Raw genomic sequence first — 17,864 nt, forward strand, 5'->3', positions numbered from 1 at the left:
TCAGGGTACGATCAAGAGGATGGTTTCCGCGTTCATGTCGTTGGACGTGATGCGCGACTGGTGGCTGGGGCCACGTCCCGACATGGGCGTGTCGTACTCCACGTGGTAGCGACGGCCTTTATAGTCGAATTGCAGATCCGGTCGATTGGTTCCCACGCGCTGGTCGTTGCGCACCGTGACCTGCTGCTGGTTTACCCGGATGTTTCTGGCGCCTATGGCTCGTAGATATTCGATGTCCGCCTGCACCTGCGCGTTCTGACTTGCGCTAGAGCCGATGGGCCGGTTGAGTCGCCGCACCCCAGGCACCTTCGGGTTGACCGCGACATCCTGCGGAAGGCGTGGGCCAGGTGCCACCGGTGGGGTCAGGTTGTCGCCAGCGAGTGCACGGACCAAACCCGGCGATGGCGCGGGTGAGGCTGGCGCGGGAGCGGGCGCCGCTGGCACTGGAGCGGGTTCTGGATCAGGTGCAGCGGCTCTCGTCACCGGCTGTCGTGGTGCTGGAGTCTCGCTCCCGAGTCCCTCCTTCCGAGCCTGCGGACGGAGCACTGGCTCCGAGCCCACCCGCACCACGCGCGAGAACACTCACTGCAGGACCTTGGTCCCCGTCAGGCTCAACAACAGAACCTTCAGCTCGCGCTGGAGTGTTTCCGTCAGGTGCGTCCGCACCTCGAGCATCGCCTGGGCAATGCGAGGCGTGGTGGCAGGAGAGAAGACGGTGGGCACGATGAGCGCCCCCCCGGCCGCACGGTAATAGGCGTACCTCGCGTGTCTCGACCCGTGGGCACTGTCCGCCATGTCCGCCGGGGCCGTGTCCCGGTCCGGGTAGATGGACGCATTCAGTGGCACTGCGCTCGTGAGTCCGAGGTCGACATGCGACTCGGAGACGAGCACGGGCAGCGGCAACCCCTCGCAGTAGAGAAGATACCCTCCCGCGGTGATGCCAAAGCCCACGGCGGTCACACGGAGATCGACGAACTCCCGATGCGCTCGTGGCTCGGCTGTCTTCGCGGAGGTCCGGGGTAACTGGACGCCGCTCTGGCGCAACGCCTCTGCCCGCTGCGGCGTGGGTACTTCAAAGTCGATATCGACCGCTTGCTGCCAGGCTCTCGCCGTAGCAGAGACGTCCTGGGCTGAGACAGGACGTGTCTGGGCGCGGCACATCCCGTGAGAAGTAACAGGAGCGCAAGCCCGATCAACCCATGGAGCTCCTGCACCTTTGGTCGCATGTCGCAACGGTGTAGGACGGGCGTGGAATCCAGAAGGACGTGAGAGGTAGATGGCACTGGACTCCAGGGCCCCACGCTCCTCGAGGCCACGCTCCACTGGCGCGCGGTGCTCGTGGAGGGCGAGCTCCGCGGAGTGGCCAGCGCCGAGGATCCTCAGGGTGGGCGCTGGTTCGGTTCATGGGCCGCGCGCTCCGCCCAGGGTCCACGGCGCACGGACCCGGGGCGGTGAACCCGGCACCCTCACCCCGTCCCTCTCCCGAGGGGAGAGGGGAAGTGGGGGAGGGTGGGGCTGCTTGGGGTGAAGCGGGGGAGGCCAGGCTCGGGCTACTTCGATGCCGGGGCCGGCACCTTGCCGTTCACCGGCTTGTACTTCATCCCCAGCTCATTGAAGAGGAAGGCGTAGACGTCCACCTCCTCCTCGATCTCCTGGTCCAGCGGCGTGCCCATGCCGTGGCCCATGTTGTTGGTGCGCAGCAGCACCGGCCGCTTCGAGCCCGTGGCCTCCTGCAGCCGCGCCACCATCTTGCGCGAGTGGAACGGGTCCACGCGGGGATCGTTCTCGCCCGAGGTGAAGAGCACCGACGGGTACTTCACCCCGTTCTTCACCTGGTGGTACGGCGAGTAGCCATACATCGCCTGGAAGTGCTCGGGGTTCTTCACCGTGCCGTACTCGGTGGTGTTGAACTGTCCGTTGGGCGTGAGCTCCACGCGCAGCATGTCGTAGATGCCCACGTGCGCGAGCACGGTGCGGTACATCTCCGGGTGCTGCGTGAGCGCCGCGCCCATCAGCAGGCCGCCGTTGCTGCCGCCCTGGATGGCCAGGCGCTCGGGCTTCGTCCACTTCTTGTCCACCAGCAGCTTCGCGCAGGCGTAGAAGTCGTCGAAGACGTTCTGCTTCTTCGTCAGCGAGCCGTTCGCGTGCCACTCCTCGCCGAACTCGGCGCCGCCACGCAGGTTGGCGATGGCCACCACGCCGCCCTGCTCGATGAAGGCGAGGTTCATCACGTTGAAGCCCGGGGACAGCGAGATGTTGAAGCCGCCGTAGCCGGTGAGCAGGGTGGGGTTGTTGCCGTTCAGCTTCGTGCCGCGGCCGTGCAGGATGTTGAGCGGCACCTGGGTGCCGTCCTTCGAGGTGCACATGACGCGGTCCACCACCACGTTCCGCGTGTCCACCGGCGAGGTGCGGCCCAGCGCCGTCTTCGCCAGCTTCCCGTCCTTCGCCCCATAGCGGTACACGGCGACCGGCTCGGTGTAGCTGCTGGTGCCGAGCAGCAGATCATCCCCGCCCAGGTACACCCCGCCGCCCACGGAGGAGACGGGCGGGGTGGGCACCACGCCCAGCTCCTTGCCGTCCAGGCCCACCATGCGCATTCGCGTGGGGCCGCCCAGTTGCTCCACCACGTACAGGCGCGTGGCGGTGGGGCGGAAGCCCGCGATGGAGGCCTCACCCTCGGGGACGAGGACGGTGGCCTTGTCCAGCGCGGGTGTGGCGAGCGGGATCCTCAGCACCTTGCCGCGCGGCGCGTCCTTGCGCGACAGCGCGTACAGCGCGCCATCCCTGCCGAACGTCGCGTCGACCAGCTTGTCCTCGAACGCCGACAACTGCGTCCACGTGCCCTTCGGTCCGCGCAGGTAGAGCGCGTACTCGCCACCGTCCCCGTTGCCCAGGATGGCCAGCACGTGCGAGCCGTCGTCGGACGTCTTGAGGTGGTAGTTGGCGATGCGCGGTGCGTCCTTGCCCAGCTCGTAGGTGTCCTGGTCCCCCGCCGTGCCGAGCTTGTGGAAGTACACCTGCTGGAAGAAGTCCCGGTCCTCGGCCGGACGCTCCTCGCCGCGCGGGTAGCGCGTGTAGAAGAAGCCCGTGCCGTCCCCATTCCACGTGAGGCTGCCGCCGGCCGTGCCGCCGTTCACCCGGGGCACCACCTCGCCGGGCAGCGCCTTGCCCGTGGCCACGTCGTAGATGGTGACGTCACCGCTCTCCGTGCCGTCCTTCGACAGCGACACCGCCACCTTCTTCCCGTCCAGCGAAGGCACGAAGAAGTCGATGGTGGTGCGCCCGCTGGGATCCAACTCCATCGGGTCCACCAGCACGCGGGCGCTGGAGGTGTCATCCACCGAGGGCAGCACCACCAGCATGGACTGCTGCCGGGGCGGCTGGAACTTCATGGAGAAGAGCACGCCCCCGCGCTGCACCATCGCGTAGTGCGCGGCCGACTTGTGGGAGAGCAGCGTGGTGATGCGCGCGCGGATGGCGTCACGCGAGGGCAGCTTGTCCAGCACCGCGCGCATGTGCGCCGTCTGTCCGTCCACCCACTTGCGGACCTCGGGGTCGTCGCTCTTCTCGAGCCACTGATACGGATCGTCCACCTTCGTGCCGTGGTAGGTGTCCACCACGGCCTTCTTCGCGGCGGCGGGCGGCGGGGGAATGGCTCCCTTGGCACCGGCCAGCGACGTGAGCGGCAGCATCAGCGACAGCGCGGCGATGGCCGGCTTGAGGCGTTGTTGCATCGAGTCCCTCGGGTTGGTTGAGGGCTCGTAGCCTGCCACGCACCGCCGCCGTCCGCTCGTCCCCGCGAGTCAGGCTCGCGCGTTCCTGGGACGCCATCCCATTTCCGGACAGGTTCCGCCGCCCGCCGTGGAGGCGAGCGCCCATCCTCACGCGCGCCGCGAGGGCTTCTTCACCGCGGGTTTCTTCGTCCGCGGTGGCTTCGGCGTGGCCGTCTTCGCCTTCGCCGGAGCGGCCTTCTTCGCCGGAGCGGACTTCTTCTTCACGGCGGACTTCTTCTGCGCGGCCCGCAGCGCGGCTTCCACCGCACGGCGGGCCCAGGGCAGCAGCGCATGGGCGTCGTCGCTCGCGTCCGCTGGCGGCGTCCAGTAGGACATGGCGACGGGTTTGCGGCCATGGCCCGGGTCGTAGATGAAGGGCTCGCCTCCCGCGGCTTCGAAGACGGGGCGCGTGGTGTCATCCGTCTTCAGGTAGAGCCGGTCCTCCACGATGAGGCCCATCATCCTCCCGGCGTGGTACACGCCCCATCCGCCGAACATGGCGCGCGCCTGCACGGGGCCCAGGGGTTCCAGCAACTCCAGCGTGTACTCCACGAAGCTGTCCATGCGCGCCATGCGGTGTCCTCCCGTTCACCCCATCATGGAGCCCCGGACGCGGCGGTGGCCACGCTCTTCTTCACCGGCGGCGGCGCGTTGGCCACCACGGCCGTGCGCTCCAACAGCTCGTCCAGCTCGCTCCTCGGCAGCCACTGTCCGCGCACCATCACCCCGGCGAGCTCGCGCGTGTGCTTCACGTCCTGGAGCGGGTTGGCCTCCAGCAGCAACAGGTCCGCGCGCCGGCCCTCGGCCACCGTGCCCCAGGTGCCCGCCTCGCCCAGGTACTCCGCCGCGTTGCGCGTGGCCGCCTCCAGCACGCCGTACGGCGCAATCCCCGCCTCCGCCAGCGCCTCCATCTCCCGGTGCACCGCGAAGCCCGCCACCATGAAGAGCTGCGGCGAGTCCGAGCCCACCATCAGCTTCGCTCCCGCCGTGTACAGCCCGCGCGTCACCTGCCGCCGCAGCTCGGCGAACCTGCGCTTGCGCCCGGCCGGCACCTGCGTCATCTGCGGGTCCTTGGACACCATCTGCGTCCACGCCTCCACGGACGCCTGCTTCGCGTAGCGCAGCTCCGGACGCGCACGCAGGGCCTCCACGCCCTCGGGGCTCGTCACCGTCTCGAAGAGCGCCAGCGTGGGCGAGCTCCACACGCCCGCCTTCTTCGTGGCCTCCGCCAGCGCGGGGATGCGCGCCGGGTCCATCCGCTCCAGCGGCTCGCCCAGCTCCACCTGGCCCACTTCCGCGCGCGCGGCGTCGTCCTCCGGCAGCAGCTCGTTCAGGTATCCATCCAGGTGCTCTATCTGCTGTCCCGACTCCAGCGCGTGGAAGAGGCCCACGTCCGGCGTCACGTGGCCGCTCACCGGCAGCCCCTGTGCGCGCGCCTCGGCCATCATCGCGTCGTACGTCTCGCGGCCGAGGAATCCGTGCGTCTTCAGCCCGTCGTAACCCGCCGCCTTGTACTCGCGCACCCGCTGACGCGCCTGCTCCGGGCCCTGCACGGACTTGCCGTGCATCGACGGCGCGGCGACGCGCAGCGTGGGCCCGAGCACCTCGCCGCGCGCCACCCGGTCCCTCACCCCGAGTGCGGTGTCCTTGGGGCCGCCCAGTGCCCGCGCCGTGGTGACGCCATTGGCCAGCAGCAGGGCGAGCACCTGTCCGGCGGGGTCCTCCGGCTGGCCCGTGCCCGGTACGAGGTGAAGGTGCATGTCGGCGAGCCCCGGCATCAGGTAGCGGCCCCGGCCCTCCACCCGCGCCGCGCCCGCGGGCACCGGCGTGGTGTCCACCGGGCCCAGCGCGACAATCCGCTCCCCTTTCACCACCACCGTCTGGTGGGCGAGCAGGCGTTCGGAGTCCATGGGCACCACGTTCACGTCCACGAAGGCCACCATGTCCTTCGCCGGGGCCTCCGCCTTCATGGACGGCTGGGTCATGCCGCAGCCCGTCATCCAGAGCGCCAGGCCCATGACCATCCCTCGTGGCCGTCGTGTCTCTCCGCGCATGTCGTGTGTTCCCCCTGGCCCGGGTCGCCCGGGCGGCGCCGCCAACACGGCTGCCTGCTGGCTTGTTCCCGTGACCAGCGGGCGAGCAGCACGGGCGAAAATGATCTGGAATAGTGGAAGGGTCTCCCGCCGTTTTCGCGCGGCCTACCCATGATCCTGCCCACGATCTTCCTTCTCGCTTCCGCTCCGGCCGTCCCCCCCGCGCGCAATACCGTGGCCCCCGAGATTGGCGTTCCCTTCGCTTGCGGCCGGGTGTTCCCGGTCAGCCAGGGGCACGACACGGGCAGCCACCTGCAAAACGACACCTATGCGTGGGATTTCCGCATGCCCGTCGGCACGCCCGTCGTGGCCGCCGAGGACGGCCAGGTGCGCCTGGCTCGCGGTGACAGCACCCAGGGTGCGTGTGACCCGAAGATGGCGCAGTACGCCAACTACGTCGTCGTCGCCCACTCCGGTGGCGTGGAGACGCAGTACCTGCACTTCAGCGCCGTGGTGGTGAAGCCCGGTGAGCGGGTGCGCAAGGGTCAGCTCCTCGGCTACTCGGGCAACACCGGCTGGTCCTGCGGCCCCCACCTGCACTTCAAGGTGGCCCGCACCGTGGGCTCGGGGTGGAACAACCCCTCCATTCCCGCCCTCATCTCCGGTTATGGAGATCCGGTGCGCGACACCCTCATCGCCGCGCCCGCGTGTGGCAACAACCAGGACATGCCGGTGATGGCCGCCAACGATCCGCGTGGCAACGAGCCGCTCGCGCCCGCCACCGACGTGGCGCGTGAGGGCGAGCAGGCCGCCGGTGGTATCCCGTCCGGGGCCCGCTCCATCCTGGAGAAGGTCTCGCGCACGGCCTCCGAGTCCGCCCGCCAGCGTCCGCGGACGCCCGAGGCGAGCGCCTCGGACGGTGCGGGCGGCTCCCGCTAACGCACGCTCGTCCGGCGGTCCGCCACGGGCGTGGCCGCCGGGAGCGTCAGCGCGAAGTCCCTCATCCAGAAGCTCAGCAGCGGCTTCTGTCCCGCGAGGCCGAGCGCCGCCAGGGGGCTGTCCTCCGGAATGGACCAGGCGCCCCCGAGCAGCCGCAGCGAGGTGGAGAAGGAGTCCCGCGTCTCGCACACCTGGCCCTGCTTGAAATAGAGGTCCGGGAGGCTGAAGGGGAGCCGGACGCGGCGAGGCAGGCCGGGGAGGAGCTCGAAGCGGGCCTTCCCCAGGAGCCGCTCCCGCTCATCCCAGGCCGCGCCCGTGAAGCCGCCGCCGGGAGGAGTCCGGTCCAGCTCGAAGCGGGCCATTTCCTTGGGCAGGTTCCACAGCGCGCGCCCGCCGCGCAGGGACGGCTCGCTGTCCACCCAGATGAGCGGCGTGACGGCGCCGTAGCGCCGGACTCCCCGCTGCTTCACGACGAGGTTCATGGCGAGCTCGCCATACGTCAGCGTGCTGCCGGGCTCGTACGTCACGAAGGCCCCGGTGACGAACAGCCGGCCTCCGGCGATGACGGGCTCGAACACCGGGTCCACCCGCACCGAGCACCGGTAGACGGGCACGCTCCAGACGGACATGTACACCTGTCCGCGCATCGTCCACGGCGCGGGCGGGTAGCCGGTGGCTGCTGCATGGGGAGAAGATGAAGGCTGGTTGTGCAGGGTGGACCCCTCCAATGGTCCCCCCGAGCCTAGGTGGCTCCCCGGTGGTTCCGAGACAAATTCTGGCTGGGAGGCGCGGTTCGGCCACCATGCCTGCACTGCTCGCAACAGTTCTCCTGGAGGAACACATGGGCGCATTGGACGGAAAGACAGCCATCATCACGGGGGGAGTTTCGGGCATCGGCTTCGCGATCGCCGAGCGTTTCGCCCGGGAGGGCGCGCACGTGGTGATCGCCGGGCGGCGCCAGGAGCGGCTCGATGCGGCGGTGGCGCAGATCGGACGCGGTGCCCGCGCCGTGCGGACGGATGTGGCCGACGAGTCCCAGGTCCAGCGGCTCATCGACTCCGTGGAGAGCCTCGATCTCCTGGTGACGTGCGCGGGTGGGGCGGTGTTCGGCCCGGTCGAGCAGGTGCGCACGCAGGCCTGGCGCGAGCTGTTCGAGGGCCGCTTCTTCGGACAGCTCTCCGCCTGTCATTACGCCGTGCCGAAGATGAAGCCGGGCAGCTCCATCATGTTCTGCTCGGGCATCGCCGGCCACGCGGCCCTGGCGAACTACGCGGGCGGGGCGGGCCTGTGCGGCGCGGTCAACGCCATGGGGCGCTCGCTCGCCGTCGAGCTGGCCCCCAAGGGCATCCGGGTGAACGTGCTGTCGCCGGGGCTGACGCGGGACACGGCCATCGACTGGGGCGTCCCGCCCGAGGGAGTGCCCGGGTTCCTGGCCGCGCTCTCCAACAACATTCCGATGAAGCGTCCGGGCACGGTGGGCGACATGGCCGACGCGGCCTTCTTCCTGGCGACGTGCGCGTACGCCAACGGAATGGTGCTCGACATCGACGGAGGCTGGACGGCTATTTGAGTCGGATGAGGGTGAGCAGGGACCGGGCGGCGTCGCGCGGGGGACGCAGGCTGTCCTGCACTGTTTCCCCCAACCGGCCGCCGAGCGCGCCCAGCAGCGAGAGGAAGTGGCCCAGGCCCGCGCGGCGCACGCCCCGGGTGGTGCCCGCGAGGCTCGCCGAGGCCAGCAGCGCCCCGCCTCCCGCGAGCAGCGCGAAGAGCGCCCCCGCGTTGAGGAAGTAGTCCAGGCCCAGCAGCGGGCCCTCGACGTACGCGCGCACCACGCGGTAGCCCACGTGCCCCAGCAGCGCCAGCAGGGGCAGGTTGATGAGCGGCAGCAGCAGCCAGCGCGCCGGGCGCCACCAGCGCGACACCGTCTCCGCCACCGCCGTGGTGACGGTGTAGCGCCAGGCGCTCGCCCGCGCGGACTTCAGCTCCGCCAGCACCGTCTCCACGTCCGGCAGCCCCAGGGACTCCGGGGACAGCCCGCTCGCGTGCGCGAGGCTCCGGGCCTCCGTCAGCGCGGCACGCGCCGCTCCTTCCACCGCGAGGTCATTCTCGAAGGGCTCCACCACCGCCGTCTCCGCCGCGCGGGCCCGCGTCCTGTCCCGCACCGCGTCCAGCACGGTGGAGGTGGCCGCCACCGCCAGTCCCACCGGCAGGCTGCGCCGCGCCAGCAGCGTCGCCGCCCCCAGGCCCCCGGCCCCCACGTAGGACAGCCGCATGCCCCACGCCGCCGGGCCCCAGAAGCGTCCCGCCGCCTGGTTGCGCACCTCCGTGGCGAGGTGGCCCTGCGCCAGCTCCAGCCGCGCCTCGAAGTCCGTCTTCAGTCCTTCCGAGGTGCGCGCCAGCCCCGACTCCAGCGCGGCGCGCGTCCGGGCCAGCGTGTCCTCCGTCTCCTTCAGCGCCGCTTCCACCCGCGAGGCCAGCTCCTCCAGCGCGCCCCGCGCATTGGAGCGCCGCACCCGCTCGGCCACCGCTTGCGTGCCCAGGGACTTGAGGTGGAAGAGGAAGGCGCCGAACTCGCCGGATGGGTCCTGCCCCCGCTGCGCCGCCCGGCCGCTGATGGCGAAGACGGGCACCGACTCCAGCGCCAGTCCGAATTGCTCCGCGGCCAGTCGGCGCGCCTGGGCCTTGAGGGTCTCGCGTGAGTCGGCCGACAGCTCGTCCGCGAAGTTGATGAGGAACACGAGCGAGCGGCGCTGGGCGAAACCCGCGAGGAATTCGGCCTGGGTGGCCTCGGCCACGCTCCCCCGGTGCATCACCACCAGCGCCACGTCCGCGCGCTCCAGGGCCGCGCGCGCCACCTCGCGGTGCACGGTGGCCACGCTGTTGAGGTCCGGCGTGTCGATGAACACCTGGCCGCTCCACATGCCCTGGGGGCCCGGCGTGTAGCGCACCACCCGGGCACCCACCTGGGCCAGGTCCTCGAGGCCCGTGCCCTCGGGGGCGAAGACGGTGGCGGCGGTGCTGGTGGGCCTGTCTTCCCCTTCCCGCGCGAGCGCCTGGCCGGCGAGGGCATTGAGCAGGGTGGACTTGCCCGCGCCGGTGGCACCCACCAGGGCCACGGTGAGGGGGGCGTCCTTGCGCTCCAGGCCGCGCGCGTAGTCCTGGCGCAGCCGCTCGAGCCGCGCCGCGTGGGGCTTCAGGGCCGGCAGGGCCAGCGCGGCGGAGAGCAGGGGTTGGAGCGCGTCGGGGTCGGGCAGGGTGTCGGACGGGGCGTCAGGCGGGGCGTTCACGGGCCCCAGCCTCCCAGGGAGCGCGCCGGTGCACAGCCCAAATCGCCGGCACCTTTCCTTCAGTGGGCATTACCCCGTGGGCCTCACCAATAGATGGCTCGCATCGCGTGGAGCTGCCAGCGGGCGTGTTCCGCCAGCCCTTCCACGTCCCGGGGCGCCAGGGCGGTGAAGTGGGTGGGAATGTCCTGGAGTTGTTGAATCCGCTGCGGCCCCAGCGCCTCGTGGATGCGGATGGCCTCTCGCAGGTCGACATTCGCCTTCTCGAGGAACTCGCGGACCGACTTCGGATCCTTCCGCGAGCCCGTGCGGGAGATGACGGGCATCGGCTGGCCCGGGTTGCTCCGCATCCACAGCTCGGTCAGCCGCCAGGTGGAAATCTGGGACAGCAGCGAGTCGAGGTCCTGCTCCAGGCGGACGAAGAGCAGCTTGCGGCGGGGGAGCGCCGGCCTGTCCTCCAGGAACGCGGTGCGGACCGGGTCGCCGCTGCTCCCATTCCGGAGCTGATCGCACAGCCAGCTCGCCTCCAGCTCCCGCATGGTCAGGGAGCGCATGGAGCGGTTCTGCTTGTTGTTCATCGTGAGGGTGACCCGCACGAGGTGCGCGGCGCTGAGCGCGGCCATGCCGAAGGTCTTCAAGGGCTCGATAACCTCCCCCGGCTTCCAGGAGTGCTCCCGGGCGCCCGCGTCGCTGATGATGAGGTCGCAGGTGCCGAAGGTGCCCGTCGTCGCCAGGAGCGTCTGGACGCCCAGGTTCTCCAGCACGCCTCCATCCGACAGGGCCAGTGTCTCGTGGCCCTCGAGCTTCCCGGGAGAATGCGGTCGTCTCGCCCAGGTCGCGCCGCCGGAGGAACAGCGGCGGCAGGCCCACGGGAAAGGCCGCCGAAGCCGCGGCCGCCAGCGCCACGGAAAAATCCGGCAGCTTCGCCACCCGGTTCAACCCCTCCCCGTCCACGTTGACGCCCGGGGTCCGGAACCCATCCCGGGAGAACTTGCCCACCTGGGCGTGGTTGAGGACGGTCGTGTTGATGCACAGCCGGGGGAGTTCCGGCAGCTCCTTCAGCGTCAGGCCCTGGAAGAAGATGCGGTCGAACGTTTCGGCGATGACGTTGGTCCGCGTGTAGCGGGGCAGCGGCAACCGCAACAACGCCAGGGGCCTCAAGGAGCGTGCGACGAACCCCTTGCACAGCTCCTTCCCCATCTTCTCGAGGAAGTCCTTGTCCGTCTTCTCGAGGTCCGCGCCCGCCCCGGCCCTGGCACGTGCCGCCATCCACGCGGCTCCGAAGAGGGAGCCACCGGAAACCGTGGAGATGACGTCCACCTCCGGCAGTGGCACCTCCAGCAGGCCCTGGACGATGCCCCGGTGGAAGGCCGCGGCCCGTGAGCCTCCACCCGAGAGCGCGAGCCCGAGCCGCTGGCTCAGCGGCCGTTTCCTGGGGGGTCGCTCCGCTCCACCCCCTCCCGCGTCCACCTCCCGCGGAAGTCCTTCCCGTCCCTCGTTCCGGGTGAGCTGCGGACTCATGTGGCCCCCATCGCGCCAGGTGAGACACTTCACCTTCCCGGACTTCACCTTCTGGGAGGCGGGGGGCTGCCGGCGCACACAGCGCCCTCGACAATCAATAGAGCAGGAGGTTCCGGGTTGGCAAACGCGAAGCGGATGCGTGCGCCGGTGCACAGTCGTGGGCCCGGGTGAGCTTCCGCCACCGGGTATTCCGGGCCCTTGCGCGGGGAACGGGTGCCTCCCCGGCATGGCTCATGTTAGAGGCATCGGGGAATGCAGCAGCTCAATGAGCCCACGTCGACGGCCTTCCTGCTGACCGCGCTCGGCGTGCTGATGGGCGGAGCCGCGCTCTTCAGCCGCGCCGCTGGACGGTTCGGCGTCCCCGTGGCCCTGCTCTTCATCTTCCTGGGCATCCTGGGCGGCTCGGAGGGGATTGGCGGCATCGCATTCGAGAACTACGGCTTCACCTTCCGGCTCGGCACCGTGGCGCTGGTGTTCATCCTCTTCGACGGTGGCCTCAACACCCCGCTGGCCTCGGTGCGCGAGGGCATCAAGCCCGCGGGGGTGCTCGCCACCCTGGGCGTCATTGGCACGGCGGCCGCCACGGGGGTGGCCGCGCGGCTCTTCGGCTTCGAGTGGAAGCAGGCCCTGTTGCTCGGGGCCATCGTGTCCTCCACGGACGCGGCGGCCGTCTTCGCCGTGCTGCGTGGCAGCGGCCTGCACCTCAAGCGCCGGGTGGGCGTGACGCTGGAGCTGGAGTCGGGCCTCAACGACCCCATGGCCGTCATCCTCACCATGTCGGTCACCGGGATGCTCCTGAGCGGCGAGCCCCTGGGCTGGGGCCTCCTGCTGGAGGCGGCCGTGCAGATGGTGGTGGGAGCGGCCATGGGCGTGGGGTTCGGGTACGCGGGCCGGCTCCTGCTCAAGCGCGTGCACCTGGCGGCCGGTGGCCTCTACCCCGTGCTCACCCTGGCGCTGGCCTTCCTGGCCTTCGGGGTGCCCTCGCTCTTCTACGGCAGCGGCTTCCTCGCCGTGTACATCGCCGCCATGCTGATCGGCGACGTGTCCTTGCCCTACCGCAGCGGTCTGCTGCGCGTGCACGACGCCCTCGCCTGGCTGGCGCAGGTGTGCATGTTCCTCATGCTCGGGCTGCTCGTCTCTCCCTCGAAGCTGGCGGAGGTGGCCTGGGTGGGCGCCGGAATGGGCCTGGTGCTGGCCTTCATCGCCCGGCCCCTGGTGGTGTTCCTGTGCCTGCTGCCCTTCCGCTTCCCCTGGCGCGAGACCCTCTACGTGGGCTGGGTGGGTCTGCGCGGCGCGGTGCCCATCATCCTCGCCACCTTCCCCGTGCTGGCCCAGGCACCGGGCGCCTTTCCCATCTTCAATGTGGTGTTCTTCATCGTGGTGGTCAACGCGCTCGTCCCCGGCTCCACGGTGCCGTGGCTCACCCGCCGGCTGGGGCTCGTCTCCCTCGCGCCGCCGCCGCCTCCGGCCTCGCTGGAGCTGACGTCCATGCACCACCTCGACGGCGAGTTGGTGCCCTTCTACATCGCCCCCGCCTCGGCCGTGGCGGGTGCCACCATCGCCGAGCTGCCGCTGCCCGGCTCCGCCGTGGTGACGCTCATCGTGCGCGGCAAGGAGCTGGTGCCCGCCAAGGGCGCCACCCAGCTCCTGCCCGGCGACCACGTCTACATCTTCTGCAAACCGGCGGAGCTGGCGGAAGTCCACCTCCTGCTCGGCCAGCAGATGGACGAGTGAAGCGGCTCGGGCCGGCTTCTTCCGCTTCCCGGAGGGCAAGACGGGTGCTCGATGGAGGCCTGCCCGGGTCTCCCTCCCAAGGCGGACGATGGGAGGAGGGGTGGGATGCCCGGAGGAATGGCCCTTGAAACATCCGCTGTTGATTTCGCCTCATACAAGGGGCCCCATCCATTCATGCCGCTTCATTCATCCGACCCCTCGGGCAGTCCCCCTCGCGTGACGCCCGATGAGGCGTCAGCCGAGGGCCCGGTCTCCTGCCCACCCTCGGACATGGCCCTCCCGGACGGTGACGAGAGCTTCCGCCTCCTGGTGGAGAGCGTGGAGGACGTGGGCATCTGCATGCTCGGGCCGGATGGGCGCGTGGCGAGTTGGAATTCCGGTGCCGAACGCGTCACGGGCTACCCCGCCGGGGAGGCCCTCGGCCGGCACATCTCGCTGTTCTTCCTCGAGGAGCAACTCGCCGCGGGCCTGCCGCGGCGGCTGCTGGCCGAGGCCGAGGAGCAGGGCCGGGTGCGCGACGAGGGCTGGCGGGTGCGGCGGGATGGCTCGCGCTTCTACGCCCTCGTCGTCATCACCGCGCTGCGCGACGCGGACGGCCGGCTGCGCGGCTTCTCCGGGATGTCGCGCGACCTCACCACCCGCCGCGAGACCGAGCTCCAGCTTCAGGAGGCGCGGGAGGCGCTGCGCCGCAACGAGACCCTGTCCCTCATGGGCTCGCTGGTGGCCGGCGTGGCCCACGAGGTCCGCAACCCCCTCTTCGGTATCTCCGCCACCCTGGATGCCTTCGAGGCGCGCTTCGGCCGCTCGCGGGAGCACGCCCCCTTCCTCTCCACGCTCCGGCGCGAGGTGTCCCGCCTGCACCACCTGATGCACGAGCTGCTCACCTACGGCCGGCGGCCGGGCACCGAGCTTCATCCCTGCTCGCTCTCGAGCGTGCTCGGCGAGTCCGTGGACGTCACCGCCGCCCTCGCCCGCGAGCGCGAAGTGGAGGTGGAGCTGTGGGTGGAGCCGGAGCTGCCTCGCGTCCCCATGGATCCGGCCCGGCTCGTCCAGGTGTTCCAGAACCTGCTCGCCAACGCGCTGCAGCACGCGCCACGCGGCTCCACCGTGCGGCTCACCGCCCGGCGGCTCGTGGACGAGGGGCGCACCCGGGTGGAGTGCATGGTGCTGGACCAGGGGCCCGGCTTCGTTCCCGGGCACCTGCCGCGCGTCTTCGAGCCCTTCTACTCCCAGCGGCCCGGGGGGGTGGGCCTGGGCCTGCCCATCGTCCAACGTATCGTTCAGGAGCATCACGGCTCGGTGTCCGTAGGCAACCAGCCCGAGGGAGGCGCCGAGATCCGGGTGTATCTCCCAGCAGAGGGGAAGCCGAGTGCAGCGGCGCATTCTGGTAGTCGATGACGAGCCGGCGGTCCGCTTCGGCATCCGCCACTTCTTCGAGGCGCACGGGCTGGAGGTCGTGGAGGCCCAGAGCTGCCGCGAGGCGCGCGAGCTCTTCCGGGGCTACCGGCCGGACCTGGTGCTGTTGGACTACCGGCTGACGGATGGCACCGCGCTCGAGCTGCTCCCGGAGATGCGGGCGGTGGACCCCTCCATCCCCGTGCTGGTGCTCACCGCGCACGTCTCCATCGAAACGGCCATCCAGGTCATCAAGCAGGGCGCGGAGCACTTCCTTCCCAAGCCGGTGGAGCTGCCCACCCTGTGGGTGATGGTGGAGCGCCTGCTGGAGGCCCAGCAGACGCGCCGGCAACAGCAGGCCCTGGCCGCCAGCCGCACCGAGGAGCTCAACCCCTTCCTGGGCGGCAGCCGCGCCATCCGCGAGCTGGAGGCCACCGCGCGCCGCGTGCTGGACAGCGACAGTCCCGTCCTCCTCCAGGGCGAGACGGGCACCGGCAAGGGCGTGCTCGCCCACTGGCTGCACACGCACGGGGCTCGCGGCGGTGGCCCCCTCGTCCAGCTCAACTGCGCCGGGCTGTTGCCCCAGTTCCTCGAGACGGAGCTCTTCGGCCACGAGCGCGGCGCCTTCACCAGCGCCGTCAGCCGCAAGCAGGGCCTGCTGGAGGTGGCCCACCGCGGCACCGTCTTCCTCGACGAGATTGGCGACATGGACCTGCTGGTGCAGCCCAAGCTCCTCAAGGTGCTGGAGGAGAAGCGCTTCCGCCGGCTGGGCGAGGTGGAGGACCGCTCGGTGGACGTGCGCCTCCTCGCCGCCACCCACCAGGACCTGGCCGAGTCCGTGCGCACGCAGCGCTTCCGCAGCGACCTGTACTTCCGCATCAGCACCCTGCCGCTGCACCTGCCCGCGCTGCGCGAGCGGCCCGAGGACATCCCCGTCATCGCCCGGGACATGCTCGCGCGGCTCTCCCGCGAGCTGGGCCGTCCCGGGTTGGACCTCACGCCCTCGGCCGAGGCCGCCCTGCGCGCCTACCCCTGGCCCGGCAACCTGCGCGAGCTGCGCAACGTGCTGGAGCGTGCCGCGCTCCTCTCCTCCACCTGCGCCCTCCGCCCGGATGACCTGCGCTTCAACCACGCCATGGCGCGCGCCCTCTCCCCCTCGCCCGTGGAGCCCCGCGCTCCCGCGTCCGAGGCCGCGGAGCTGGACCTGACCCTGCAGGAGGTGGAGCGCCGCCACATCGAGCGGGTGCTCGCCGCCGAGAGCGGACACGTGGAGCGAGCGGCCAGGCGGCTCGGCATTCCCCGCAGCTCGCTGTACCAGAAGCTCAAGAGTCTGGGCCTCTCGTCCAAAGTCTAGAATCCAGAATCCGGGTCCTGGATAGGGGCCGGGCGGCGGGGGACTCCAGGTGTGATTCCGGGGATTTGTCCTCAAATGAACAGTGGCGTGGGAATTGCTCTTGACGCCCCTGCCCCATGACCTGGTTCCACGACCTGAAGATTGCCTCCAAGCTGCTCGTCGCCTTCCTCTGCCTGAGCGCCCTCACGCTGATGCTGGGGGTTTTCGCCATCAGCCAGATGGAGGTGATGAACGTCGCGACGGATGACGTGACGGACAATTGGATGCCGAGTCTCGCCTACGTCTCGGACGTGAACACCGACACGTCGGACCTCCTCATCGCCGAGCTGCAGCACGTCCTCTCGACGGATGCCACGCAGATGGCCCAATACGAGCGGGAGATGCGGGAGCTGGAGAAGACGATCGAGCAGGGCCTCGCGCGGTACGAGCCCATCATCTCCCTCGAGGAGGAACGGCGCCTGTTCGATGCGTTTTCCCGGGACTGGAAGAGCTACCTGCAAGAGCACGAGAAGATCATCGCGCTCTCCCGCTCGGGCCAGCAGGAGGCGGCCCGCGACCTCCACTACGCGAGCGCGAGGCCCGTCTACGTGGCCGCCAACGACAGGCTCGAGGAGTTGGTGGCCGTCATCCAGAAGGCCTCGAGGAAGGCCTCGGACCATTCGGATGCCACGTATGCGCTCGCGCGGGGGTGGATCCTCGGAGCCATGGGAGGCAGCCTGCTGTTCGGCTTGCTGCTCAGCATCTTCATCGCCCGGATCATCTCCCGGCCGCTGAACGACGCGGTGGTGGTGGCGGACCGCATCGCCGAAGGGGACCTCACCGTTCGCATCTCCTCGGGAGGGCAGGACGAGACGGGCCGGTTGCTGACGGCCCTGCAGCGCATGGTGCAGAAGCTCGCGCAGATCATCGGCGAGGTGCGCGAGGGTGCCAGTGCGCTCGCCTCGGCCTCCGCTCAGGTGTCGTCCTCCTCGCAGAGCCTGTCACAGGGCACCAGTGAGCAGGCCAGCAGTGTGGAGGAGACGACCTCCAGCCTGGAGCAGATGACGGCCAGCATCGGGCAGAACCGCGACCATGGCCGGCAGATGGAGCAGATGGCCGTGCAGGGCGCCAGGGACGCGGAGGAGGGCGGCCGGGCGGTGAAGGAGACGGTGGAGGCCATGGGCTCCATCGCCGAGAAGATCTCCATCATCGAGGAGATCGCCTACCAGACGAACCTGCTGGCGCTGAACGCGGCCATCGAGGCGGCGAGGGCGGGAGAGCACGGCAAGGGGTTCGCGGTGGTGGCCACGGAGGTGCGCAAGCTGGCGGAGCGGAGCCGGACGGCGGCGAAGGAGATTTCGGGGCTGGCGACGGGAAGCGTGAAGGTGGCGACGCGCTCGGGACAGTTGCTGGAGGAACTGGTGCCCTCCATCCGCAAGACGGCGGACCTGGTGCAGGAGGTGGTGGCGGCGTCGGCGGAGCAGACCAGCGGCGTCACGCAGATGAACAAGGCGATGCAGCACGTGGACCACGTGACGCAGCGCAACGCCTCGGCCTCCGAGGAGCTGGCGTCCACGGCGGAAGAGCTGTCCTCCCAGGCAGAGGCGCTCAGCCAGCTCGTGTCCTTCTTCCATCTGGCGGAGAGCTCCGAGCGCTCCTGGCGCCCGATGTCCCCGTCTCCTTCCCGTGGTCACTCCGGTGGCCACTCCGTGGGGCGGGCGCCCTCGGCGGCGCACGGGCTGAAGGCCGCGGCGAACGCGCTCGGCCCCGTGGCTCCTCCGGCTCCCCGTGCCTCCCCTCCGGCCGCGCTCCCGGACGAGGACCGCGAGTTCAAGCGCTTCTAGGTACTCGC

Annotated in this window: 14 protein-coding genes and 1 pseudogene; 6 read left to right on the plus strand and 9 right to left on the minus strand. The window is 70.4% G+C overall.

All coding sequences use genetic code 11. The annotated features are described in order from the left end of the window. The 5 genes from ACN28I_RS34355 to ACN28I_RS34375 form a co-directional block, all read right to left on the minus strand. Entirely contained in the window at positions 1-297 is a 297-nt protein-coding gene (locus ACN28I_RS34355; protein WP_420946130.1) for a hypothetical protein, read from the minus strand. A gap of 285 nt (positions 298-582) precedes the next feature. Next, positions 583-960, minus strand: a complete 378-nt coding sequence (locus tag ACN28I_RS34360) for a hypothetical protein (protein WP_420946131.1) — start codon at positions 958-960, stop codon at positions 583-585. 590 nt (positions 961-1,550) lie between these two features. Further along, entirely contained in the window at positions 1,551-3,734 is a 2,184-nt protein-coding gene (locus ACN28I_RS34365) for a prolyl oligopeptidase family serine peptidase (protein WP_420946132.1), read from the minus strand. 147 nt (positions 3,735-3,881) lie between these two features. Further along, positions 3,882-4,346, minus strand: coding sequence for a TfoX/Sxy family protein (locus tag ACN28I_RS34370; protein ID WP_420946133.1), 465 nt, complete (start codon positions 4,344-4,346; stop codon positions 3,882-3,884). Positions 4,347-4,369: 23 nt separating this feature from the next. Then, positions 4,370-5,791, minus strand: coding sequence for an amidohydrolase family protein (locus tag ACN28I_RS34375; RefSeq protein WP_420946134.1), 1,422 nt, complete (start codon positions 5,789-5,791; stop codon positions 4,370-4,372). A 186-nt stretch (positions 5,792-5,977) separates the two neighbouring features. Between ACN28I_RS34375 and ACN28I_RS34380 the strand changes: the two genes are divergently transcribed. Further along, a complete protein-coding gene (locus ACN28I_RS34380; protein WP_420946135.1) occupies positions 5,978-6,745 on the plus strand; it encodes a M23 family metallopeptidase in 768 nt (255 codons plus the stop codon). Here ACN28I_RS34380 and ACN28I_RS34385 read toward each other — a convergent pair. Next, on the minus strand, positions 6,742-7,596 hold the full coding sequence (locus ACN28I_RS34385) for an acetoacetate decarboxylase family protein (protein WP_420946136.1): 855 nt from the start codon (positions 7,594-7,596) through the stop codon (positions 6,742-6,744). The genes ACN28I_RS34380 and ACN28I_RS34385 overlap by 4 nt on opposite strands. Between ACN28I_RS34385 and ACN28I_RS34390 the strand changes: the two genes are divergently transcribed. Beyond that, positions 7,587-8,315: an SDR family NAD(P)-dependent oxidoreductase gene (locus ACN28I_RS34390; RefSeq protein ID WP_420946137.1), complete on the plus strand. Its 729-nt coding sequence runs from the start codon at positions 7,587-7,589 to the stop codon at positions 8,313-8,315. The genes ACN28I_RS34385 and ACN28I_RS34390 overlap by 10 nt on opposite strands. Here ACN28I_RS34390 and ACN28I_RS34395 read toward each other — a convergent pair. The 3 genes and pseudogenes from ACN28I_RS34395 to ACN28I_RS34405 form a co-directional block, all read right to left on the minus strand. Further along, a complete protein-coding gene (locus tag ACN28I_RS34395) occupies positions 8,308-10,032 on the minus strand; it encodes a GTPase (protein ID WP_420946138.1) in 1,725 nt (574 codons plus the stop codon). The genes ACN28I_RS34390 and ACN28I_RS34395 overlap by 8 nt on opposite strands. A gap of 83 nt (positions 10,033-10,115) precedes the next feature. Beyond that, the gene (locus ACN28I_RS34400) at positions 10,116-10,793 is read right to left on the minus strand and encodes a hypothetical protein (protein WP_420946139.1); all 678 of its coding nucleotides are present in this window, start codon (positions 10,791-10,793) and stop codon (positions 10,116-10,118) included. Positions 10,794-10,884: 91 nt separating this feature from the next. Next, positions 10,885-11,778 (minus strand): annotated as a pseudogene (locus ACN28I_RS34405) (patatin-like phospholipase family protein); the annotation flags it as partial. A gap of 24 nt (positions 11,779-11,802) precedes the next feature. Between ACN28I_RS34405 and ACN28I_RS34410 the strand changes: the two are divergent. The 4 genes from ACN28I_RS34410 to ACN28I_RS34425 all read left to right on the plus strand — a co-directional run bounded on the left by ACN28I_RS34410 (position 11,803) and on the right by ACN28I_RS34425 (position 17,856). Next, a complete protein-coding gene (locus ACN28I_RS34410; protein WP_420946140.1) occupies positions 11,803-13,284 on the plus strand; it encodes a potassium/proton antiporter in 1,482 nt (493 codons plus the stop codon). Positions 13,285-13,500: 216 nt separating this feature from the next. After that, positions 13,501-14,682 carry a two-component system sensor histidine kinase NtrB gene (locus ACN28I_RS34415; RefSeq protein WP_420946141.1) on the plus strand — a complete coding sequence of 394 codons (1,182 nt, stop codon included), beginning with the start codon at positions 13,501-13,503 and terminating at the stop codon, positions 14,680-14,682. Beyond that, positions 14,654-16,033, plus strand: coding sequence for a sigma-54-dependent transcriptional regulator (locus ACN28I_RS34420; RefSeq protein ID WP_420946142.1), 1,380 nt, complete (start codon positions 14,654-14,656; stop codon positions 16,031-16,033). The genes ACN28I_RS34415 and ACN28I_RS34420 overlap by 29 nt, the downstream gene beginning before the upstream one ends. 116 nt (positions 16,034-16,149) lie before the next feature. Then, a complete protein-coding gene (locus ACN28I_RS34425) occupies positions 16,150-17,856 on the plus strand; it encodes a methyl-accepting chemotaxis protein (protein ID WP_420946143.1) in 1,707 nt (568 codons plus the stop codon). The last annotated feature ends 8 nt before the right edge of the window (positions 17,857-17,864 follow it).

Origin of the sequence: Archangium gephyra, assembly GCF_049060025.1 — a bacterium.
GTDB lineage: Bacteria > Myxococcota > Myxococcia > Myxococcales > Myxococcaceae > Archangium > Archangium gephyra_A.